General features: G+C 71.4%; 18 protein-coding genes. 6 read left to right on the forward strand and 12 right to left on the reverse strand.

From position 1 onward, the window contains the following. Window positions 1-23 precede the first annotated feature (23 nt). From H9L17_RS05970 to H9L17_RS05985, 4 genes are all read left to right on the forward strand, one after another. A complete protein-coding gene (locus tag H9L17_RS05970) occupies window positions 24-1,271 on the forward strand; it encodes a sensor histidine kinase (protein ID WP_187571422.1) in 1,248 nt (415 codons plus the stop codon). Continuing rightward, window positions 1,264-2,052, forward strand: coding sequence for a LytR/AlgR family response regulator transcription factor (locus H9L17_RS05975; RefSeq protein ID WP_187571423.1), 789 nt, complete (start codon window positions 1,264-1,266; stop codon window positions 2,050-2,052). The genes H9L17_RS05970 and H9L17_RS05975 overlap by 8 nt, the downstream gene beginning before the upstream one ends. Before the next feature lie 151 nt (window positions 2,053-2,203). Then, window positions 2,204-2,581 (forward strand): hypothetical protein, encoded by a 378-nt coding sequence (locus H9L17_RS05980; RefSeq protein WP_187571424.1) that lies wholly within the window; start codon window positions 2,204-2,206, stop codon window positions 2,579-2,581. A 162-nt stretch (window positions 2,582-2,743) separates the two neighbouring features. Continuing rightward, complete coding sequence (locus tag H9L17_RS05985; RefSeq protein ID WP_187571425.1) at window positions 2,744-3,349, forward strand: acyl carrier protein phosphodiesterase; 606 nt, start codon at window positions 2,744-2,746, stop codon at window positions 3,347-3,349. Window positions 3,350-3,376: 27 nt separating this feature from the next. Here the strand turns inward: H9L17_RS05985 and H9L17_RS05990 are convergent, their stop codons facing one another. Further along, window positions 3,377-3,718 carry a PDZ domain-containing protein gene (locus H9L17_RS05990; protein WP_187571426.1) on the reverse strand — a complete coding sequence of 114 codons (342 nt, stop codon included), beginning with the start codon at window positions 3,716-3,718 and terminating at the stop codon, window positions 3,377-3,379. A gap of 64 nt (window positions 3,719-3,782) precedes the next feature. Then, window positions 3,783-3,974, reverse strand: coding sequence for a hypothetical protein (locus tag H9L17_RS05995; RefSeq protein ID WP_187571427.1), 192 nt, complete (start codon window positions 3,972-3,974; stop codon window positions 3,783-3,785). A 143-nt stretch (window positions 3,975-4,117) separates the two neighbouring features. On the opposite strand from H9L17_RS05995, the gene H9L17_RS06000 reads away from it, so the two are divergent. After that, window positions 4,118-4,729 carry a DNA-3-methyladenine glycosylase I gene (locus tag H9L17_RS06000; protein WP_187571428.1) on the forward strand — a complete coding sequence of 204 codons (612 nt, stop codon included), beginning with the start codon at window positions 4,118-4,120 and terminating at the stop codon, window positions 4,727-4,729. After that, the gene (locus tag H9L17_RS06005) at window positions 4,726-5,949 is read left to right on the forward strand and encodes a serine hydrolase domain-containing protein (RefSeq protein ID WP_246455173.1); all 1,224 of its coding nucleotides are present in this window, start codon (window positions 4,726-4,728) and stop codon (window positions 5,947-5,949) included. Before H9L17_RS06000 ends, H9L17_RS06005 begins: the two co-directional genes overlap by 4 nt. A gap of 44 nt (window positions 5,950-5,993) precedes the next feature. Here the strand turns inward: H9L17_RS06005 and H9L17_RS06010 are convergent, their stop codons facing one another. The 10 genes from H9L17_RS06010 to H9L17_RS06055 form a co-directional block, all read right to left on the reverse strand. Then, window positions 5,994-6,887, reverse strand: coding sequence for a TrmH family RNA methyltransferase (locus H9L17_RS06010; protein ID WP_187571429.1), 894 nt, complete (start codon window positions 6,885-6,887; stop codon window positions 5,994-5,996). Further along, on the reverse strand, window positions 6,880-10,014 hold the full coding sequence (locus H9L17_RS06015; protein ID WP_187571430.1) for an efflux RND transporter permease subunit: 3,135 nt from the start codon (window positions 10,012-10,014) through the stop codon (window positions 6,880-6,882). The genes H9L17_RS06010 and H9L17_RS06015 overlap by 8 nt, the downstream gene beginning before the upstream one ends. A gap of 3 nt (window positions 10,015-10,017) precedes the next feature. Continuing rightward, window positions 10,018-11,103, reverse strand: coding sequence for an efflux RND transporter periplasmic adaptor subunit (locus H9L17_RS06020; protein WP_187571431.1), 1,086 nt, complete (start codon window positions 11,101-11,103; stop codon window positions 10,018-10,020). Between the two features lie 117 nt (window positions 11,104-11,220). After that, window positions 11,221-11,571 carry a hypothetical protein gene (locus H9L17_RS06025; protein WP_187571432.1) on the reverse strand — a complete coding sequence of 117 codons (351 nt, stop codon included), beginning with the start codon at window positions 11,569-11,571 and terminating at the stop codon, window positions 11,221-11,223. A gap of 145 nt (window positions 11,572-11,716) precedes the next feature. Next, a complete protein-coding gene (locus H9L17_RS06030; protein WP_187571433.1) occupies window positions 11,717-12,721 on the reverse strand; it encodes a class I fructose-bisphosphate aldolase in 1,005 nt (334 codons plus the stop codon). Between the two features lie 32 nt (window positions 12,722-12,753). After that, window positions 12,754-13,647 carry a lysophospholipid acyltransferase family protein gene (locus tag H9L17_RS06035; RefSeq protein ID WP_187571434.1) on the reverse strand — a complete coding sequence of 298 codons (894 nt, stop codon included), beginning with the start codon at window positions 13,645-13,647 and terminating at the stop codon, window positions 12,754-12,756. Window positions 13,648-13,703: 56 nt separating this feature from the next. Next, on the reverse strand, window positions 13,704-15,185 hold the full coding sequence (pyk, locus tag H9L17_RS06040; protein ID WP_246455174.1) for a pyruvate kinase: 1,482 nt from the start codon (window positions 15,183-15,185) through the stop codon (window positions 13,704-13,706). A gap of 91 nt (window positions 15,186-15,276) precedes the next feature. Then, window positions 15,277-16,455: a phosphoglycerate kinase gene (locus H9L17_RS06045; protein WP_187571436.1), complete on the reverse strand. Its 1,179-nt coding sequence runs from the start codon at window positions 16,453-16,455 to the stop codon at window positions 15,277-15,279. 278 nt (window positions 16,456-16,733) lie between these two features. Next, window positions 16,734-18,083 (reverse strand): DUF3999 domain-containing protein, encoded by a 1,350-nt coding sequence (locus tag H9L17_RS06050; RefSeq protein ID WP_187571437.1) that lies wholly within the window; start codon window positions 18,081-18,083, stop codon window positions 16,734-16,736. Beyond that, window positions 18,080-20,782: a DUF2339 domain-containing protein gene (locus H9L17_RS06055; RefSeq protein ID WP_187571438.1), complete on the reverse strand. Its 2,703-nt coding sequence runs from the start codon at window positions 20,780-20,782 to the stop codon at window positions 18,080-18,082. Before H9L17_RS06055 ends, H9L17_RS06050 begins: the two co-directional genes overlap by 4 nt. Window positions 20,783-20,797 lie beyond the last annotated feature (15 nt).

The following is a 20,797-nucleotide window of genomic DNA, read 5'->3' on the forward strand; positions in this document are numbered from 1 at the left end:
ATCCACTCCGCGACCCGACCTCCATGTTCAAGAAGCTGTTCTTCCTCCTGCGCATCGCCACCGCCTGGGGCCTCGGCGTGATGCTGGTGGTCGGGCTGTACTCCGCGCTGCCGCTGATCGGCCAGCTGGAGTTCCCGGCCATCCTGTTCTCGCTGTTCACCATGAGCCTGGTGATCGCCGGCGCGTTCTCGCACCTGCACCGGGTGCGGCTGATCGCCGGGCGGGTCGACAACGAGACGCTCGACAACCGCCAGAAGCGGATCATCGAAATCCCGCTGGAAGCCGGCGAAGCCTTCGACCTGGTCGATGCCGCGATCCGCGAGCTGCCCGGCGTCGAAGGCGTGCGCAGCGCGCGCGACAGCCTGCAGGTGCGGGCGAAGATCGCGCGCCCGCACCTGTACGGCGAACCGCCGCTGCGGCGCTGGAACCCGCTGCTCTGGTTCGCGCCCGACTACAACCAGCTGCAGGCCACGGTGACGCCGGCCGGCGACAGCGGCCGCGTGACCCTGATCTGCGAGCCGGAAAGCCCGGCGTGGAGCGACTGGTTCCTGGTCGACGACGGCACCAACTTCGAGAACGCCGAAGCCATCGCCCGCGCGATCACCCGTCGCATTGGCGAGCGCCGCCGCGGCGAACGCGCCAGCGCCGCGCAGACGGCCACCGAGAAGGAACTGACCGAGGCCAAGCTGCATCTGCTGCACGCGCAGGTCGAACCGCACTTCCTCTACAACACGCTGGCCAGCGCGCAGCTGCTGACCCGCAGCGACCCGGCCCGTGCCGAGGCGATGCTGGGGCACCTGATCCAGTACCTGCGCCGCTCGCTGCCGAACGCCGAGGACGACATGTCCACCTTGGGCATGGAGCTGGAACGCGCGCTGGCCTATCTCGAAATCCTGAAGATCCGCATGGGCGACCGCCTCGCCGTGCAGGTGGAGGTGCCGCAGGCGCTGCGCGCCACCCCGCTGCCCGCGATGATGCTGCAGACGCTGGTGGAGAACGCGATCAAGCACGGGCTGGAGCCGCGCACCGGCGGCGGCACCGTGTGGATCCGCGCGCACCGCGACGACGGCGGGGTCGCGGTGACGGTGGCCGACGACGGCGAGGGCTTCAACAGCAAGACCAGCGGCACCGGCATCGGCCTGAAGAACGTGCGCGAGCGCCTGCGCCTGCGCTATGCCGGCGGCGCCAACCTGTCGGTGATCGCCAACTTCCCCAGCGGCGTGGCCGCCACGATCACCGTGCCTTCCAACGGAGCCGGCCGCCATGACTGAAACCCATCCGACCAAGACCTGGACCTGCGTCGTCGCCGAGGACGAAGCGCTGCTGCGGCAGGCGCTGGTGGCCGAACTCAAGCGCGCCTGGCCGGCATTGCAGGTGCTGGCCGAATGCGAGGACGGCGCCAGCGCGGTGGAAGCGCTGGCCGAGCACCAGCCCGACGTCGCCTTCCTCGACATCCGCATGCCCGGCCTGACCGGCCTCGAAGTGGCGCAGGTCGCCGCCGAGGCCAGCCCGCGCACGCAGATCGTGTTCGTCACCGCCTACGACCAGTACGCCATCGACGCCTTCGAGCGCGGCGCGATCGACTACCTGCTCAAGCCGGTGAAGCCCGAGCGGCTGGCCGCCACCGTCGAACGCCTGCAGGCACGCGACGCGTTGCCGGATGCGGCGTCGCTGGCGGCGTTGCTGGACAAGCTGGGCGCGCTGCCGAAGCAGGCCGGCGCGGTGGAGCCGCTGACCTGGCTGACCGCCAGCGCGGGACGGGAGACGAAGCTGATCCTGATCGACGACGTCGCCTATTTCCGCGCCGACCAGAAATACACCACGGTGGTCACCGCCGACGGCGAAGCACTGCTGCGCAGCTCGCTGCGCGAACTGCTGCCGCGGCTGGACGGCACCCTCTTCAAGCAGATCCATCGCTCCACCATCGTCAACCTGAAGGCCATCGCCGGCATCGTCCGCGACGACAGCGGACGCGGCACCGTGCGGCTGAAGCAGCGCCCGGAAACGCTGATCGTCAGCCAGCCGTTCATGGCGCTGTTCAAGCACATGTAGGCCTGCCCGTGCCGCGCCATGCCGTGCGCGTCGAACGTGCGCGAGGCGCCGGCGGAGACGGTCCACAGGAAGGATGCGCGGCACGACGCCCGCATCCGCAACAGCCACGGCGCCACGCCTCCCGCGCGGCGCGCCACCACGGGACATTCCAATGGCCGAGCTCGTCATGATCGCCCGACTCCTGCTTTCCCCGCTGCTGCTGATCCTGTCCGCCTGCGGCGTCGGCGGCACCAGCTACAGCAACCGCATCGGCAGCAACGGCCACGACGTGCTGTACAGCAAGGCGCACGTGAAGGACGGCGTCGCCCGCTTCGAATGCAAGGCCAGCGACAGCGGCGCCTGCCACTACACGCTGTACCCGGATGCCTGCGCCGGCAAGGCGGACTGCACGCTGGCGCCGCTGCAACGCTTCAGCGTGGCGCGCGGGGAAACCCGCCAGGTCGCGGGGCTCGACGCGTTCCGCGTCTGCGTCGGCATCGACGCCGCCGCGCTGGGCCCGGACTGCCAGCCGGCCGGCAAGGCGCCCTGACGGCGGTCCGAAACGCTGCGCCTGCTGCTGGGCGCGGCCGCGCGCTTCGAACTGCTGCCGCGTCGGCCACGACCGCAAGGCGCTCCACCGCATTCTTTCAATAGGTGCTGGACGCGTCGCGCTGAAGCGTTCGCGTCATCGCCCAGCGCCTACCATGGGCGCATGAACTACCTCGCCCACGCCTGGCTGGCGCGACATTCGGACGACGCCATTCTCGGCGCGCTGCTCGGCGATTTCGTGTTCGGACAGAGCGCGCTGCCGGACTGGCCGGCGCCGGTGCGCGTCGAGATCGTGCGCCACCGCCGCATCGACCGCTATACCGACGACCATCCGGCGGTGGTCGCCGCGCGCGGCCTGTTCGACGCCGCCGGCCTGCGCCGCTATGCCGGGATCGTGCTGGACGTGTATTTCGACCATTGCCTGGCGCGCGGCTGGACGCGCTGGAACGCCGCGCCGCTGGCCGGGTTCACCGCGCGCGTCTATCGCATCCTGTCCGAACGCCGCGCGGAGCTGCCGCCGCGGCTGGCCGCCATCGCGCCGCGCATGGCCGCGCACGACTGGCTGGGGTCGTATGCGCATCGCGAAAGCGTGGACCACGCGGTGCGCGGCATCGCCACGCGGCTGTCGCGCAACGGCGAGAAGCTGGTGGCCTGCCTGGACGTGCTGCGCGCCAACGAGGACGCGGCGCAGGCGGCGTTCGAAGCGTTCTTCCCGGATCTCGTCGAGGCCGCGGCGCGGATGCGGGACGCGCTCCGCGTCGACGATTGACCGATCGGGCAGACGAAGCGCGGGGCTTCAGTCTTCGAGCACCAGCGTCAGCGGCTTGCCCTGGCGCAGCACCTTGAACGTCACCGGCTGGTCCGGCTTCAACGCCTTCCAGTAGGACTGGACGTCCTTGGCCTTCCGGCCCGGCACCGGCTGGGCGTTGATCTGCACGATCTCGTCGCCCTGCTGCAGCTTGCAGTCGAATCCCGGCTTCACCGACTTCATGGAGCGCACCGTCAGCTTGTCCAGGGTGGGATTGAGGAAGAACCCGCTGGTGACCGGATTGATGTCCAGCTTGCAGTTCCCCGCGTGGCCCGCGAGCGGCAGGACGAGGAGAGCCAGGACGCTCGCGGCGAGGAACGGAGTCTTCATGGGTGCGATTCGGAAGGGTTGAAGGGGAAAGGGTGGCGGGACGATACCCGAAATCCTTCCCGGTTCAGCGGCAGCGGAACAGCGCCGGCTGCGAGGCCACGTAGCTGCGGGTGCGGACGTAGCCGCTGCTGCGGCCGTAGCCGATGCCGAATTCGCGTTCACCGGCGGCGCGCGGCTGGAATTCGCGGGCGTTGGCGCTGCGCTCGCTCTTGCGGCGTTCGACGAAGACCGGACGGGGGAGCTGGGACGTGAACATGACTGCCTCCTGAATTAGTGTGTTAGTAATGTAATACACCAGACCATTGCGGACATGGGCAGGAAGTCATGGTCGCGACTCAGGCAGAGAGCCCGGCAGGGAGCGGTTCAGCTATCCTGCCCGCCCGTCCTCAGGGAAGTTCGATGCCGCACGCCGCCATCGCGTTGAAACGCTGCTTCTGGGTCGACGGCTCGGCGCTGTACGACGCCTACCACGACCACGAATGGGGCCGCCCGGTGACGGACGACGTGCGCCTGTTCGAGAAGATCTCGCTGGAAGGCTTCCAGGCCGGCCTCAGCTGGATCACCATCCTGAAGAAGCGCGAACGCTTCCGCGCCGTCTTCGACGGCTTCGACTTCCACAAGGTCGCCGGCTACACCCAGCGCGACGTGGCGCGCCTGCTGGACGACGCCGGCATCGTCCGCCACCGCGGCAAGATCGAAGCAGTAATCCACAACGCCGGCCGCGCCATCGAGCTGCAGCGCGAATTCGGCACGCTGGCGCGCTATTTCTGGCGGTACGAAGTGGACGTGTCGAAGCGCCCGAAACAACTCACCCAGGACGTCCTGCGCGGCATCACCACCGCGCCCGAAGCCATCGCCCTGTCGAAGGACCTGAAGAAGCGCGGCTGGAAGTTCGTCGGCCCCACCACGCTGTACGCCTTCATGCAGGCGATGGGGCTGGTCAACGACCACCAGCACGACTGCTTCGCCCGCAAATCCGTGGACGATGCACGCAAGGAGCTCTCCCGATGACGCACCGCATGCCTCTGCTGTTCCCGCTGGCCCTGCTCGCCTGCATCGGCATCGCGCAAGCCGCCGAACCGGCGCCCGCTTCGCCGCAGGCGCGCGTGCGCGTGGCCTTCGACCGCGACGGCGAAACCGGCGTGCGCGCCGAGGGCCTGGCCGACGTGGCCGCCGGCCGCGCGCTGACCGCCGACGATCCGGCGCGCATCGCCTCGGTCAGCAAGCTGGTCACCACCATCGGCGCGCTGCGGCTGGTCGAAGCCGGCAAGCTGTCGCTCGATGCCGATGCCTCCGTCCTGCTCGGCTTCCCGCTGCGCAACCCCGCCTTCCCGGACGCGCCGATCACCCTGCGCATGCTGCTCTCGCACACCTCCAGCCTGACCGACGACGCCGGCTACTGGAACGTGCCGCTGGGCGAGGACATCCGCCTCATCACCGGCAAGCCCGAGGCCTGGGACGCGAAGCACGCGCCGGGCACCTACTTCCGCTACACCAACCTCAATTTCCCGCTGGTGGCGCAGGCGATGGAACGCGCCAGCGGCGAACGCTTCGACCGGCTGATGCGGCGGCTGGTGCTGTTCCCGCTCGGCATCGACGCCTGCTTCAACTGGTCGGGCTGCAGCGACGGTGCGGTCGCGCGCGCGGTGGTGCTGTACGACGAAGCCGGCAAGCCGCAGAAGGACGACCTGCACGGCAAGCGTTCGTCCTGCCCGGTGATCGAAGCCCGCGACGGCAGCTGCGACCTGTCGCGCTGGCAGGCGGGCGTGAACGGCACCCTGTTCTCGCCGCAGGGCGGCCTGCGCATCTCCGCGCGCGGGCTGTCCCGCATCGGCCGGATGCTGCTGGGCGACGGCGAGCTGGACGGCGTGCGCGTGCTGACGCCCGCCTCGGTGGCGCTGCTGGCGACACCGGTGTGGCGCTACGACGGTAGCAACGGCGTGATCGGCGAGGAGGACGAGCCCAACCGCGGCGGCTTCTTCTGCGCCTACGGACTGGCGACCCAGCACCTCGCGCAGGGCGACGGCAAGACCTGCCGCGACGATCTGTTCGGCGACGGCCGCGCGCGCATCGGCCACAGCGGCAACGCTTACGGGCTGCTTTCTGGCCTCTGGATCGACCGCGTCGCCGGCACCGGCGTCGCCTATTTCGCCACCGGCGTCGCCAACGATTCCAGCGGCGCGCATTCCAACTTCAGCGCCACCGAGGAACAGGGCGCGACCGGCTGGTAAATGCAACGTTTTTGCCCCTCCCCTTCAAGGGGAAGGAGAACAGCTCAGCCGCGCGCCCAGGCGGCCAGCAGCACCGCCGTCGCCGATGCGACGTTGAGGCTTTCCACCGCGCCGCTGCCGGGGATCGACAGGCGCATGTCGCAGGCGGCGGCGAGCTCCGCCGACATGCCCTCGCCTTCCGCGCCGAGCACGTAGACCAGCCGCCGCGGCAATTCCGCCGCGAACAGATCCTCGCCTCCGCGCACCACGGTGGCGGCAAGCGTGAAGCCCGCGCCGCGCAGCTGGGCGATGCTGTTGTCCTCGCGGCCCAGCCGCACCATCGGCACCGCTTCCGCGCCGCCTTCGGCCACGCGCGCGGCCGCACCGGACAGCGCCAGCGTCGAATGCTTCGGCAGCAGGATCGCGTTGATCCCGAAATGCGCCGCGCTGCGCAGGATCGCACCGAGGTTGTGCGGATTGCCCACGCCGTCCAGCCACAGCGCGCACTGCGGGCCGGCCGGCAGGTCGCGCAGCCAGGTGGACAGCGGCAACGGCTCCTCGCGCAGCACCTCGGCGACGACGCCTTCGTGGTGCGCGCTGGCTGCGAGCTTCTGCAAATCTCCGTCTTCGACCACGCGATAGCCGACGCGGTGGGCGACGCACCACTTCAGCAGCGGCTGCAACTGCGGAATGCGCGACTCCAGCAGATAGAGCTTGCGCAGCGCCTGCGGCCGGCGCTCGAACATCGCGCGCACCGCGTTCAGCCCGTAGAGACGCAGCTCCGCGTCGCGGCGTTCGCGCGCGGGATGCGCGGGCACGTCTTCGGTTTGCGCGTCGTGGCGCGGCATCGCATCGCGCGAGGTTTCGTGGCGCGGCGCGTGCCGCTGTGGCGGCGCGCCCTCGCGCGGCGGACGCGGGCCGCGCGGCTTCCACGGGGAGTTGCCGTCGCGATCACGCATGTCCGCCCGCCTGCGGGGTTTCCGCTTCCAATGTGTCAAGCTTGTGCGCCAGTTCTTCCGGCGAGCGCGTGTACTTCGCCAGCAGCGCGTAGAACGCCGGCACCACGAACAGCGACAGCAGGGTCGAGAAGGTGACGCCGAAGATCACCACGATGCCGATGGTCGCGCGGCTGGCCGAACCCGGCCCGCCGAACACCACCAGCGGCACCGCGCCCATCACTGTCGCGATCGAGGTCATCAGGATCGGGCGCAGGCGCACCGACGCGGCCTCGACGATGGCGTCGTGCACCGACTTGCCGGCGTCGCGCAGCTGGTTGGCGAACTCCACGATCAGGATGCCGTTCTTCGCCGCCAGGCCCACCAGCATCACGATGCCGATCTGCGAGAACAGGTTGACCGTGCCCTTGGTCACCCACAGGCCGATCAGCGCGCCCAGCACGCCCAGCGGCACGGTCAGCATGATGACCAGCGGATGCAGGAAGCTCTCGAACTGCGCCGCCAGCGCCAGGTACACGATCAGCAGCGCCAGCGCGAAGGTGACCAGCACCTCGCCGCCCGACTGCTGCAGTTCGCGCGCCTCGCCCTTCCAGCTGATCTGCGCGTAGTCCGGCAGGCTGGCGCGCGCGGTCTGCTGCGCCCACGCCACCGCGTCGCCCAGCGGATAGCCCTGCGCCAGCCGCGCGCTGAGGGTGATCGAGCGCAGGCGGTTGAAGCGGTTGAGCGTGCCCGGCTCGGCGATCTCCTTCAGCGTGACCAGGTTGGACAGCGGCACCAGCGAGCCGTCGCCCGCGCGCACCTGCAACGCGTCCAGCGCGGCCACCGAATCGCGGCCCTTGCGGTCGGCCTGCAGCATCACGTCGTATTCCTCGCCGTTGTCGACGAAGGTGGTGACGCGCACGCCGCCCATCATCGTCTCCAGCGCCGCGCCGATCGCCGCCGCCGACACGCCGATGTCGGCCGCGCGCGCCTTGTCCACCACCACGCGCATCTGCGGGCGGGTTTCCTTGTAGTCGGAATCCGCGCCGACCAGGCCCGGGTTGTCCGCCATCTTCGCCAGCATGATGTCGCGCCAGGCCGACAGTTCCTTGTAGTCCGGCCCGCCCAGCACCATCTGGAACGGCTGCCCGCGGGTGCGCACCAGCCCGCCGCCCGCCTGCGTGCGCACGCGCACGCCGGTCAGGCCGGCGAACTTCTTCTCCAGCTCGGCGGCCAGCTCCACCGTGCTCTGGTCGCGCTTGCCCCAATCCTGCAGGAAGATCATCGCGCGGCCGGTATGCATCTCCTGGCTGGCGCCGAAACTTCCGGGCACGCGCGGGTTGGCGCGCAGGATCGGCTTGTCCGGCCCGGTCTCGCCGGCGAGGATCGCCTCCACCTGCTTCATCTGGCCGACGGTGTAGTCGAAGCCGGCGCCTTCCGGGCCTTCCATCGTCAGCTGGAACGCGCCGCGGTCCTCGGTCGGCGCCAGCTCGGTGGGCAGCAGCTTGAACAGCAGCACCAGCCCGACCACCGCCGCCAGCATCAGCGCGCCGAACAGGCCGGCGCGATGCACGTGGCGGTCCAGCACGCGGCGGTAGCCGCCGGCCAGGGTCTGGAAGCGCGCGTTGATCCATTCGCTGACGCGGTTGCCGTGCACCGCGTGCGGGCCGGTGTGCGGGCGCAGCAGTTTGCTGGCCATCATCGGCGTCAGGGTCAGCGCGACGAAGGCGGAGATCGCCACCGCCGCCGCCAATGCCACCGACAGCTCGCGGAACAGGCGGCCGGTGTTGCCCTGCAGGAAGCCGACCGGCAGGAACACCGCCACCAGCACCGCGGTGGTGGCGATCACCGCGAACGCCACCTGCGCGGTGCCGCGCTTGGCCGCGACCAGCGCCGGTTCGCCCAGGTCGACGCGGCGCTGGATGTTCTCCACCACCACGATGGCATCGTCCACCACCAGGCCGATGCACAGCACCAGCGCCAGCAGGGTCAGCAGGTTGATCGAGAAGCCGAACGCGTACAGCGCGATGAACGAGGCGATCACGCACACCGGCACGGTCACCGCCGGGATCAGCGCCGCGCGCACGCTGCCGAGGAACAGCCAGATCACCAGCAGCACCAGCACCAGCGCTTCCAGCAGGGTGTGATAGACGCGCTCCACCGCCGCCGAGATGAAGGTGGTGCTGTCGTAGGCGACGTAGATGTCGGTGCCCTTGGGCAGCGTCGGGCGGATGCGGTCGGCCTCGGCCTTGGCCGCGTCGGCCACTTCCAGGCTGTTGGCGGTGGAGGTCTTGACGATGCCGATGCCCAGCGCCGGCTCGCCGTTGCTGTGGTAGTAGGCGCGGCGCTCGGCCGACTCCAGCGCGACCCGCGCCACGTCGCCGAGACGCACCACGTAACCATCCTTACCCTTGCCCAGCGGCAGCTGCGCGAACTGCCCGGGGCTGGTGTAGTCGCGCGCCACGCGCAGGATGAAGTCGCGGTTGGTGGACTCCAGGCTGCCGGCGCCCAGCTCGACGTTCTCGGCGCGCAGCGCGCTCTCCACGTCGGCGGCGGTCAGCCCGCGCGCGGCCAGCGCGTCGCCGTTGAGCCACACCCGCATCGCGTAGCGCTGGCTGCCGCCCAGCCGCACCTGCGCCACGCCCTCCAGGCTGGAGAAGCGGTCGACCAGGTAGCGCTGCGCGTAGTCCGACATCTGCATCTGATCCATGCCGGTAGAGCGCAGGTTGAACCAGATGATCGGGTCGGAATCGCTTTCCACCTTGCTGATCTCGGGCGCGTCGGCCTCCTCCGGCATGCGGTCGGCGACCCGGCTGACCGCGTTGCGCACGTCGTTGGCGGCGGCCTCGATGTCGCGCGAGGCGAAGAACTCGATGCTGATCCGCGAGCTGCCGTTCTGGCTGTTGGAATCGATGGTGTTGATGCCCTCGATGCCGGCCAGCGCGTCTTCCAGCGGCTTGGTGATACGAGTCTCGACGACGCCGGCGGAGGCGCCCGGATAGTCCACCTGCACCGAGACGATCGGCGGATCGATGGCCGGCAGCTCGCGCAGGGTCAGGCGCAGGAACGACATCGTGCCCAGCACGATCAGCAGCAGGCTCATCACCACGGCCAGCACCGGCCGCTTGATGGAAAGGTCGGACAGCTTCATGGCTTACTTCTTCGCGCCGTCGGCGGCGGGCGCGCTGCCGCCTTCCGCCACCTTCGCGCCCGGCTGCAGCTTGCCGGTGCCCTCGACGACGATGCGCTCGCCGGCGCGGATGCCGTCCTTCAGCATCACCTTGCCGGGGATGCGCCCGCCCACGACCACGTCGGCCTTCTCCACCGTGTCGTCCGGCTTCACCCGCCAGACGAAGGTTTCGGTGCCGATCTGCTGCACCGCCAGCTCCGGCACCACCAGCGCCGGCCGGGTGCCGCGCACCAGCGCCACCTCGACCAGCATGCCGGGCTTGAGCAGGCGCTCGGGATTGGCGAACTCGCCGCGCACGGTGACCGCGCGGGTGGCGACGTCGAGCCGCGCCGACACGGTGGCGACGCTGCCGTCGAAGCGGCGGCCCGGATACGCGCCGGCGCCGCCGGTCAGCGCTTGGCCCGGCGCGATTTCGGCCAGCTCGGTTTCCGGCACCGGGAAATCGACGTAGACGCGGGCGATGTCGTCCAGCGTGGCGATCGCGGTGCCCGGCGTCACCAGCGCGCCGGGGCTGACCTGGCGGATGCCGAGCACGCCGGCGAACGGCGCGCGGATCACCCGGTCGGAGAGATTGGCGCGAATTTGCGCGGCCTGCGCGCGGGCGGCGTCGCGGGTGGCGCGGGCGGTGTCCAGCGACGCGTGCGCCACCAGCTGCTGCTTCACCAGCTGCTCCATCCGCCGGAACTGCTGCTCGGCGTCCTTCTGCGTGGCCTCGGCCGCTGCCAGCGCGGCCTGCTGCTGCTGGCCGCTCAACGTCACCAGCGGCGCGCCGCGCGCGACCTCCTGGCCGCTTTCGAAATGCACCTGCTGCACGGTCTCGCTGACCTTGGCGGTCACCGTCACCGCCTCGTGCGCCTGCACCGTGCCCAGCGCGCGCAGGGTGTCGCTCCAGTCCTGCTGCTGCACGGTCTGGATCTCCACCGGCACCGGCTGGTTGCCGCGCCCGCCGCCCGGCCCGCCCTGGCCTGGCGCGGCCTGCTTGCCGCAGGCGCAAAGGGCGAGGGCCGCGCAGGCGGCGAACAGCGGGGAAACGCGGCGGATCTGCGGCATGGCGCGGCTCTTGCGGGGGCCCGCGATTCTAGCCGGTGCGGATGAAGCGCCTCCTGTGCCATCGGCTGGGCCGGGCGCTGTCAACGCGGGCCGCGCCGGTGCGTTCCCCGACCCGGCTCACAGTCCGCCGAACGCCAGCCAGGCCGCCAGCGCCAGCAGGCCAAGCACGATCATCACCCAGCGCAGGTGGCCGGGCGCCTCGCCCATCACCACCGTCGGCGTGCGGTTGTGGGCGTGCAGCGCCTGCGCGGCGCTGCGGGCGTGCGACTGCAGGCCGTGCAGGTCGGCGGCGGCCCGCTGCAACCCGTCCTTCATCGCGGGATTGCGGCTCACCGCCTGCGCCTCGACGTACTGCATCGCCTCGCGCAGCGAACCGGCGCCGGCCTCGCGCACCAGCTTCACCGCGGCGAGCTTGTCGCCCCGCGCCAATGCCTGCATGACCTGCGCCGCCAGAAATTCGTCCGCCATCGCTGCTCCCCGCGTCGATGATCGGAGCATACGACGCAATCGCGGCGGGGAGTCGAAAACGAAAAACGCCGGCGCGGAGCCGGCGTTTTTTCGCTGTCATCCTTCGCTGTGTTTCAGGACGACGGCGGCGCGATGCGCGGGAAGATCAACCCTCCCATTGCCCCAATGCCGCCAGGCCGTTCGCCTTCGCGCGCTCGAACACCGTCTGCTGCGCCTTGGCCCAGTTGCCGGCCATGTCCTTGGCCCACAGGCCCAGCGCGGCCTGCTGCATCGCGCGGCCGTAGGAGAACGACAGCGGCCACGGATTCGGACCCATGCGGTTCATCGCGTCGAGGTGCGCGGTGGCGTCCTCGTCGCTCTGGCCGCCGGACAGAAACACGATGCCCGGCAGGATCGCCGGCACCGCCGACTTCAGGCACATCAGGGTGGATTCGGCCACTTCCTCGACGCTGGCCTGCTCCGCGCAGCCCTTGCCCGGCACGACCATCGAGGCCTTCAGGATGGTGCCTTCCAGCATCACGTTCTGGTTGTACAGCGCGTCGAACAGCGCGCGCAGGGTGACCTCGGTGACCTCGTAGCAGGTCTCGATGTCGTGGTCGCCGTCCATCAGCACCTCGGGCTCGACCATCGGCACCAGGCCCTGCTCCTGGCACAGCGCCGCGTAGCGCGCCAGCGCGTGGGCGTTGGCCTCGATGCAGGTGCCGGAGGGCATGTCCTCGCCGATGGTGATGACCGCGCGCCACTTGGCGAAGCGCGCGCCGAGCTTGTAGTACTCCTTCAGGCGCTCGCGCAGGCCGTCCAGGCCCTCGGTCACCAGCTCGCCGGGGAAGCCGGCCAGCGGATGCGTGCCCTTGTCTACCTTGATGCCCGGGATCATGCCGTGGTCGGCCATGTACTTGGCGAACGGCACGCCGTCGCGGGTGGACTGGCGGATGGTCTCGTCGAACAGGATCGCGCCGGACAGGTACTGGTTGACGTTGGGTGCGGTCAGCAGCAGCTCGCGGTAGGCGCGGCGGTTTTCCTCGGTGCACTCGATGCCGACGCCGTCGAAGCGCTTCTTGCAGGTGCTGGAGGATTCGTCGATGGCGATGATGCCCTTGCCCGGGGCGACCATGGCGCGGGCGGTTTCGGCGAGTTGTTCGATGCTCATGGCTGGCGGTCCGGCGGCGGGAAAGACCGCGATTATAGCCGCCGGGCATACAGGTCGGCTTCGCCGGCCGGCCGCGTCTTGAACCGCTTCACGCCCCAGTCGTAGGCCTCCGGCGCCCGCCGCACGCGGGCTTCCACCCAGGCGTTGTAGCGGGCTGCCGCGGCGACGCCGTCGCGGCCGGGGAAGTCCGGCAGCGGCGGTTCGAACACCAGCGCGTAGCGGCCGTCGGGCAGCGGCCGGGTCCAGGTCGGGACGATGGTGCCGCCGGCCCGGCGCAGCAGCACCGGCATCGCATCCAGCGTGGACGCGGCGACGCCGAAGAAGGGTGCGAACACGTTGCGCACGCGGACGTTGACGTCCGGCGTGTACACGGCGGCCTCGCCGCGATGCACGGTGGCGCAGAACGCGTGCAGGTCGCTGCGCGCGATCGTCCCGCCCAGCCGCTGGCGGCGGCGGGCGTTGATTTCGCCGTCGACGCCGGCGTCGCGGAACGCGCGCACGATGGGGCTGACGGGAATCCCCGCCAGCTGCCGGATCGCGCGCATGTGCAGCTCGCTGCCGTGGAAATGCGCGCCCAGGATCACCACGCCCCGGCCCTGCGCGACGGCGCCGCGCAGGTGCTCCAGGCCCTCGACCTCGTACAGTTCCTCGACGCGCAGTTCGTCCGCGTACCAGGCGGCGCAGGCGTCGAGCAGGCCCTTCACGTTCGCCACCAGCATGCGGCCGAGCAGCGCCTCGCGCTCCCGCTCCGGCATGTCGGGGAAGCACAGCCGCAGGTTGGTGCGGGCGACACGCCGGCGCTTGGCGGCCAGCACGGCGGCGACCGGCGCCAGCCAGCGCGCCAGCGCCAGCCGTCGCGCCGGCGTCCTGCCCGCGACCCAACCGGCCAATGCGCGGAAGGCCCGCACCCGCAACGACATGCTCATCGCCGAATGATTACATGCGCGAGATCACATGCGCGGCGGCGCGCTGCCGCCCGGCGTCAAAGCTCGCCGAGCCCGGTGGCGTAGCCGTCGACGCCGACTTCCAGCAGGCGCAAGGTGTTGGTGGCGCCGTGGGTCTGCATGTGCTCGCCGCTGGTGAAGACCACGCGGTCGCCCGGCGCCAGCAGGCCGGCCTCGACCAGCAGCCGGATGGCGCCGCGCGCGGCTTCGCGCGGGGTCTGGCCGCGGCTGTCGTAGTCCATCGGGAACACGTCGCGCATCAGCGCCATGCGCCGGCGCGCGTGCGCGTGATGCGAGAACGCGTAGATCGGCACCGCCGAGCGGAAGCGCGACAGGTAGCGCGCGGTGCCGCCGGATTCGGTCATCGCCACCACCGCGCGCACGCCGATGTGCTCGGACAGGAACATGGTCGCCATCGCGATGGCCTGGTCGGCGCGCTCCAGCCCGCGCCGCGCCTTCTCGAAGTCGATGTCGGAGGCGAACTGCCGCTCGGCGCCGCGGCAGATCCGCGCCATCGTCTCCACCGCGCGCGCCGGCCAGCTGCCGGCGGCGGATTCCTGCGACAGCATCACCGCGTCGGTGCCGTCGATCACCGCGTTGGCGACGTCCAGCACCTCGGCGCGGGTCGGCATCGGGCTGTCCACCATCGACTGCAGCATCTGCGTCGCGGTGATGACCACCTTCTCGCGCGCCACCGCCTCGCGGATGATCTTCTTCTGCAGGCCGGGCAGCTCGGCGTCGCCGATCTCCACGCCCAGGTCGCCGCGCGCCACCATCACCACGTCGCTGGCCTCGACGATCTCGGCCAGGTTCTCGATCGCCTCGGCGCGCTCGATCTTCGACACCAGCGCGGCGCTGCTGCCGTGCGCCTTCGCCACCCGCCGCGCCTCGTGCATGTCCTCGGCGTTGCGGCAGAACGAGACGGCGATGAAGTCCACCTGCATGCCGGCGGCGACCGCGATCAGCTCGCGGTCGCGCTCGGTGATCGCGCCCAGCGACAGCCCGCCGCCCTGCTTGTTCAGGCCCTTGCGGTTGGACAGCACGCCGTCGTTGAGCACGGTGGTGACGATGCGCTCGCCTTCCACCGCGTCCACCTGCAGCTGCACCAGGCCGTCGTCCAGCAGCAACACGTCGCCGGGCTTCACGTCCCCCGGCAACTCGAGGTAGCTGACGCCGATCTGGCTCACGTCGCCGGGCGGCGCGTCGAGGCGGGCGACCAGGTCGAAGCGGTTGCCGGCCTTGAGCTGCACCTTGCCGTCGGCGAAGGTCTCGATGCGGATCTTCGGCCCCGGCAGATCGGCGAGGATGCCGACCTCGCGGCCGATCTTCGCGGCCATCGCCCGCACCGCCTCGCCGCGCGCGACCTGCGCGGACGGGTCGCCGTGCGAGAAGTTCAACCGCACCACGTCCACCCCCGCGCGCAGCACCGCCTCCAGCACTTCCGGCGGATCGGTGGCCGGGCCGAGGGTGGCGACGATGCGGGTGTGGCGGCGTTGTTCGGAGGCGGCGGGAGCGGTCATGGACGGCGATGACATCGTTGTCAGAGATGATCGCCAACGCTACCACAGCCCTGCGGCGCGGGAACGCCGTCGCAGGGCACTGCAATCGACTTCAGCCGGCGCGCGCTTCCAATGCCGCCACCGCCGGCAGAGGCTTGCCTTCCAGGAACTCCAGGAACGCGCCGCCGCCGGTGGAGATGTAGGAGACGTCGGAGGCGATGCCGAACTTGTCCACCGCCGCCAGCGTGTCGCCGCCGCCGGCGATGGAGAAGGCGCGGGACGAGGCGATCGCGCGCGCCACCGCTTCGGTGCCGGCCGCGAAGGCGTCGAACTCGAACACGCCGACCGGGCCGTTCCAGACCACGGTGCCGGCCTTGGCGATCATTTCCGCGTAGCGCTCGGCGGTGGCCGGGCCGATGTCGAGGATCATGTCGCCCTCGCCCACCGCGTCCACCGGCTTGACCGTGGCCGGCGCGTCGGCGGCGAAGGCCGGCGCGACCACCACGTCCACCGGCAGCGGAATCTCCGCGCCGCGCGCCTTCGCGTCGGCCATGATGTTTTTCGCGGTGTCGAGCAGGTCCATTTCCACCAGCGACTTGCCGACGCCGTGGCCCAGCGCGGCGATGAAGGTGTTGGCAATCCCGCCGCCGACGATCAGCTGGTCGACCTTGCCGACCAGGTTGCCCAGCAGTTCGAGCTTGGTGCTGACCTTGCTGCCGGCGACGATGGCCAACAGCGGGCGCGCGGGGTTCGCCAGCGCCTTGTCCAGCGCGTCGAGCTCGGCCATCAGCAGCGGGCCGCCGCAGGCGATCGGAGCGAAGCGGATCGCGCCGTGGGTCGAGGCCTGCGCGCGGTGCGCGGTGCCGAAGGCGTCCATCACGAACACGTCGCACAGCGCGGCGTACTGCTTCGACAGCGCCTCGTCGTCCTTGCCCTCGCCGACGTTCATGCGGCAGTTCTCCAGCAGCACGAGCTGGCCCGGTGCGACTTCGACGCCGTCCGTCCAACCCTTCACCAGCGGCACGTCGCGCGCCAGCAATTCGGACAGGCGCGCGGCCACCGGCGCCAGCGAATCGGCTTCGCTCCACACGCCTTCCTTCGGCCGGCCGAGGTGCGAGGTCACCATCACCGCCGCACCCTTCTCCAGCGCCAGCTTCAGCGTCGGCAGCGAGGCGAGGATGCGCTGCTCCGAAGTGATGTGGCCGTTGCCGTCGATCGGCACGTTCAGGTCCTGGCGGATCAGCACGCGCTTGCCGGCGAGGTCGAGATCGGTCATGCGGAGGATGGACATGGGGGTTCCTGCGTGGGCGAAGACGGCCATTGTCCGGGTCGGTGGCGGGCGTCGCAAACGGGAGCGACCCTCATCCGCCTTCGGCACGTTCTCCCGCTGGGAGAAGGAAACGCGGGGCGCTTTCTGTTCCCCGCTGAAAAGAGGATGCCGGCTGCGGCGCATGAGCGCCCGCGAGCAAAGCCGGCCCGAAGGACGAACGCGATGGCGGCGTGCGTCAGGCGGATGAAAGACGCTTTTCGAGCAAAGGGAGCCGATGCCGAAGCAGGCCCCACCCCGCCCTATTTTTTTCGCAGGAGCGAGAGCGCGAATCCCGCCACCAGCGCCGCGCCGGTCACCAGCAGCGCCCACAGCAGCCAGCGCTTCCAGTCGGCGCGCGGCAGCGCTTGCAGCGCGGCGTCGCCGGCCTGCGCCTGGCGCGCGCCGAGCGTGGCGGCCGCCGGCTGCCAGTCCTTGCCGCGCGCGGTGCGCAGGGCATCGACCAGCTGCGGCAGCGGCGAAACCGGCCGCGCGGCGCGCGCGCTGCCGGCCAGCAGGGCGAACGGCGGCTGGCCTTCGGCGAGGAACACCACGGTTTCCGGGCGATAGCCGAGGCGCAGCAGCGGCGCCTCGATCGCGCTGCCGTCGCGCGTGCGCAGCCGCCATTGGCGGTCGCGCGACAGGCCGTGCAGCGGCTGCGGCGGCGAGCGGCTGGACTGGCCGCCGCTGTCCACACGGTAGGCGACCCACGGCGATGCCGCTTCGCGCCACGCGGCGTCGGCGCCGTCGCGGCTTTCGAGCAGCCAGCTGCGGGTGCTGTTGCCGGCCACGGTCACGTCGGCGGCCTCGACCGGGAAGCGGCCTTCCAATGCGTATTCGAAGGCCACGCCGTCGCGCCCCTCGATGCGGCGGCCGCGCAGTTCCTCCCATTGCAGCGCCGGCGCGGCGACGTGGCCGGCCAGCTCCGCGCGCACGTCGGTCAGCGCCAGCGGCGCGGGCTGGCGCGCGTTCGGCAGCAGGCGCAGGTACTTCGCGCGCACGCCCGACAGGACGATGCGGTCTTCGACGATGCGGCGATCGCCGTTGCGCAGCTGCAGCAGCCGGCCGTCGGCTTCGACCTCGCGCCACTGGCGCAGGTCGTCGGACGCGCCGACGCGATAGCCGCGGTCGAACGCCTCCGCATCCAACCAGGCGAAGCGCAGCGCGACGACCGGCTCGCGCAGGCGGCTGGCGTCGATCACGAAGCCGTTGTCGCCAGCCGCGCCGGCATCCGCGCCGCGCAGCTCGACCCGGCGCAGGCTGCCGTCGGTGGCGATTTCGCTGATCGCGGCGATGTCGAGCGTCGCCGCGCCGGCATCGCCCGGCAGCGGGAACCACGGCAGCGCGACGCTGTCGCCGGCCTGCGCCAGCGGTGCGTCGGGCGGGAACACGGCGGTGGCGACGGGCGCGCCGTCGGCGTTCACGACCACCAGGTCGCGCAGGCCGGGCGACTGCATCTGCCGATACACGCTGGCGTCGAGCACCACCCTGTAGGCGCCGCCGTCGCCGCGTTCCAGCGCCAGCGGCCAGCGTCCGGCGTAGTCGTCGCCGACCGCCGCCAACGCGGCCAGCGGCAGCGCCAGCAGCCATGCCCATCGCGTCATCGTCTTCATGCGGACACCTCCGTCGCATCCTCGTCGGCGCGCTTCGGCGGCGCCGGCGCGAAATAGCCCACCACCGTGCATAGCAGGCCGTAGGCGATGAACGAGCCGATGCCGAGCAGGTTGCCCAGGTGCTGGCGGTCCACCAGCACGAGTTTCGCCAGCACCACGCCCATCAGCACCGCGCCGGCCAGCCACAGCATGCGCTGGCCGCGCTTCGACCCCACCACCCAGCCGATCACGCCCAGCACGCTCCAGATCACGGTCAGGCTGGTCTGCGCCAGGCTGGTCGAGAGCAGGCCGTCGCCCCACGGTTCGCCGCCCCAGTGGTGCACGGTGCGCAGCACCAGCGCGGTCACCCAGGCGAAGGCCAGCGCCGCCAGCAGCACGATGCGACGCGGCGGCAGCGTGCGCGCATCGCCCAGCTGCCAGCGCAGCGCCAACGCCAGCGCGGCGAGCTGGGCCAGCTCCAGCGGATTGAGCAGCGGCAGCCACGGCAGCGGCGCGGCGTCGCCGGCCTGGAACAGCGCGCCCAGCCACCACAGCGCGAGCAGCGCGAACACCACCGACAGCAGGCGTTCGCGCCAGCCGTCGAACAGGTCGCCGAGCGGCGTCGCCACCCACGCCCAGCGCAGCAGCGCCAGCGCCGCCGTCGCCAGCCACGGCAGCGCGACCAGCGCGATGCGCCAGCCCTCGCCCATCGCCTCGAACCGTCCCGGCAGCCACGTCAGCAGCAGGCTGGCCGCCAGCGGCCAGACCATCCACATCACGAACTGCGCGACCGGCGCCATCGTCTTGTCGTCGCTGTCGCGCAGGCACAGCAGGCCGCGCAGGCCCAGCGCCACGTACGCCAGCCACGCCCACAGGCCGTAGCCGGCGAACGGCTGCTGGTGCGCCGCGCTCTGCCACAGCGCCAGCGGGATCGCCGAGGCCAGCGCGGCCAGCGTCGTCCACGCCAGCGCGCGCGCCGGGCTGCGGCGATGCGCTTCCGCCGCCAGCCAGCCGGTGAGCGCGGCGAAGGCGAGCAGGGCGTCGGGCACGACGCCGTCGGCGAGGAAGGCGTCGATCTCGTGCACGCCGTTGCCCAGCCACCACAGCAGCGCCCAGCCGTAGTACGGGCCGGCGACGTCGTCGCGGCGCGCGGCGCGATAGGTCCACGCGCTGGCGAAGCCGGCCAGCGCGATCAGCAGCGCGCCCATGAAGCCGGCGTTGGCGAACATCGCCCCGTCCGTCGCGCTGCCGTCCAGGCCGATGGCGAACGCGACCGCCGCCGCCAGCTGCAAGCCCGCGCCGGCGAACTGCGGCAGCCGCCGCTGCCGGCGCAGCCCCAGCCACGCCAGGCCCGCGCCTTCCAGCGCGAACACGCTGGCGGTGGCGCGCGCCGACAGCGCCAGCGGCACCGCCAGCGTGGCGAAGCCCACCGCCAGCATCGCGTAGGCCTGCACCAGCACGCCGTAGTCGCGACGCCGCCGCAGCCACCACGCCAGCGCGACGTACAGCGCGCCGAGGCCCAGCGCGCAGAACGCCAGCGGCATGCGCTGGCCTTCCAGCAGGCCGGCCTGCAGCGAGAACGCCACCAGCGGCACGCCGAACAGCAGGCAGCCGTCGATGGCGTCGCGCCGGCCGGGCGGCTGGCGGCGCGCGAACAGCAGCGGGATCGCCAGGTAGAACAGGAAGAACAGCGCGAGGAACGGCTGCGTGCTGGCGTATTTCTCCGGCGCGTAGTCCAGCGCGCCCCAGACCGTGCCGATGCCGAAGGTGAAGGCGAAGCCCAGCAGATTGAGCAGCCGCCACGCCTTGCGCCAGGCGATGCCGACGATGGCCGCGTTCAGCACCGCGTAGTAGGAGAACAGCGCGACGTGATTGCCGCCGCCGGTGGACAGCCAGATCGGCGCGAGGAAGCCGGCCAGCAGCGCGAACACCGCCAGCGCCTTCGCGTCCTGCAACACCGCCAGCACGCCCGCGCCCGCCACCAGCACGATGCTGAGCGCGAACGCCGCGCCCGCCGGCAGGAAGCCGAACATCTTGAACGCCGCGAACACCACCAGCAGCAGCACGCCGATGGCGCCGCCCTGCAAACTCAACGCGAAGCTGCGGTTGCTCTCGCGCTTGCGCCAGGCGAACGCCAGCGCGCCCAGCGCGGCGGCGGCGACGCCGGCCAGCCGCAGCTCCGGCGGCAGCGTCAGCCAGCCCTGGTCGGCCGCGTACTTCAGCAGCGCGGCGACGCCGGCGAACAGCACCAGCATGCCGATCTTCACCGGCACGTTGCCGACGCTGAACCAGCGTTTCACCGCACGGAAGGCGAGCGTGACCACGTCCGGGCGCGCGGGCTCGGGAGTCGGCGCCGGACGCGGCGGCAGCGGTCGTGGCGGTAGCGACGCTTCGGCGGCAGCCGGACGCGCGGGCGGCGGCGATGGCGCGGAAGGCTGCGGCTCAGCGCGCTCCACCGGCGCAGGCGCGGATGGCGCCACAGGCGGCGACGGCGACATCTGCGGCGATGGCGGCGCCTGCCGCATCCAGTCGTCCAGCGTGGGCTCGGCAGGCGCCGCCGCGCGCACCGTGTCCGATGCCGGCCGCCGGCGCAGCTGCGCCACTTCCGTCTCCAGGTCGGCCACGCGCCGCTTGAGCCCAGAGACGGACACCAGCGCTACCACCAGCAGCACCGGCACCGCCAGGACCGCCAGCACCAACAATCCGATCAGACCTTCCATGCCGTCCCCATCCGT

Origin of the sequence: Thermomonas brevis, from assembly GCF_014395425.1 — a bacterium.
Classification (GTDB): domain Bacteria; phylum Pseudomonadota; class Gammaproteobacteria; order Xanthomonadales; family Xanthomonadaceae; genus Thermomonas; species Thermomonas brevis.

What these genes read in the sequence shown, in the direction of transcription:
- H9L17_RS05970 (WP_187571422.1), top strand. Translation starts at nt 24, where the DNA reads ATGTTCAAGAAGCTGTTCTTCCTCCTGCGCATCGCCACCGCCTGGGGC.
- H9L17_RS05975 (WP_187571423.1), top strand. Translation starts at nt 1,264, where the DNA reads ATGACTGAAACCCATCCGACCAAGACCTGGACCTGCGTCGTCGCCGAG.
- H9L17_RS05980 (WP_187571424.1), top strand. Translation starts at nt 2,204, where the DNA reads ATGGCCGAGCTCGTCATGATCGCCCGACTCCTGCTTTCCCCGCTGCTG.
- H9L17_RS05985 (WP_187571425.1), top strand. Translation starts at nt 2,744, where the DNA reads ATGAACTACCTCGCCCACGCCTGGCTGGCGCGACATTCGGACGACGCC.
- H9L17_RS05990 (WP_187571426.1), bottom strand. Translation starts at nt 3,718, where the DNA reads ATGAAGACTCCGTTCCTCGCCGCGAGCGTCCTGGCTCTCCTCGTCCTG.
- H9L17_RS05995 (WP_187571427.1), bottom strand. Translation starts at nt 3,974, where the DNA reads ATGTTCACGTCCCAGCTCCCCCGTCCGGTCTTCGTCGAACGCCGCAAG.
- H9L17_RS06000 (WP_187571428.1), top strand. Translation starts at nt 4,118, where the DNA reads ATGCCGCACGCCGCCATCGCGTTGAAACGCTGCTTCTGGGTCGACGGC.
- H9L17_RS06005 (WP_246455173.1), top strand. Translation starts at nt 4,726, where the DNA reads ATGACGCACCGCATGCCTCTGCTGTTCCCGCTGGCCCTGCTCGCCTGC.
- H9L17_RS06010 (WP_187571429.1), bottom strand. Translation starts at nt 6,887, where the DNA reads ATGCGTGATCGCGACGGCAACTCCCCGTGGAAGCCGCGCGGCCCGCGT.
- H9L17_RS06015 (WP_187571430.1), bottom strand. Translation starts at nt 10,014, where the DNA reads ATGAAGCTGTCCGACCTTTCCATCAAGCGGCCGGTGCTGGCCGTGGTG.
- H9L17_RS06020 (WP_187571431.1), bottom strand. Translation starts at nt 11,103, where the DNA reads ATGCCGCAGATCCGCCGCGTTTCCCCGCTGTTCGCCGCCTGCGCGGCC.
- H9L17_RS06025 (WP_187571432.1), bottom strand. Translation starts at nt 11,571, where the DNA reads ATGGCGGACGAATTTCTGGCGGCGCAGGTCATGCAGGCATTGGCGCGG.
- H9L17_RS06030 (WP_187571433.1), bottom strand. Translation starts at nt 12,721, where the DNA reads ATGAGCATCGAACAACTCGCCGAAACCGCCCGCGCCATGGTCGCCCCG.
- H9L17_RS06035 (WP_187571434.1), bottom strand. Translation starts at nt 13,647, where the DNA reads ATGAGCATGTCGTTGCGGGTGCGGGCCTTCCGCGCATTGGCCGGTTGG.
- pyk (WP_246455174.1), bottom strand. Translation starts at nt 15,185, where the DNA reads ATGACCGCTCCCGCCGCCTCCGAACAACGCCGCCACACCCGCATCGTC.
- H9L17_RS06045 (WP_187571436.1), bottom strand. Translation starts at nt 16,455, where the DNA reads ATGTCCATCCTCCGCATGACCGATCTCGACCTCGCCGGCAAGCGCGTG.
- H9L17_RS06050 (WP_187571437.1), bottom strand. Translation starts at nt 18,083, where the DNA reads ATGAAGACGATGACGCGATGGGCATGGCTGCTGGCGCTGCCGCTGGCC.
- H9L17_RS06055 (WP_187571438.1), bottom strand. Translation starts at nt 20,782, where the DNA reads ATGGAAGGTCTGATCGGATTGTTGGTGCTGGCGGTCCTGGCGGTGCCG.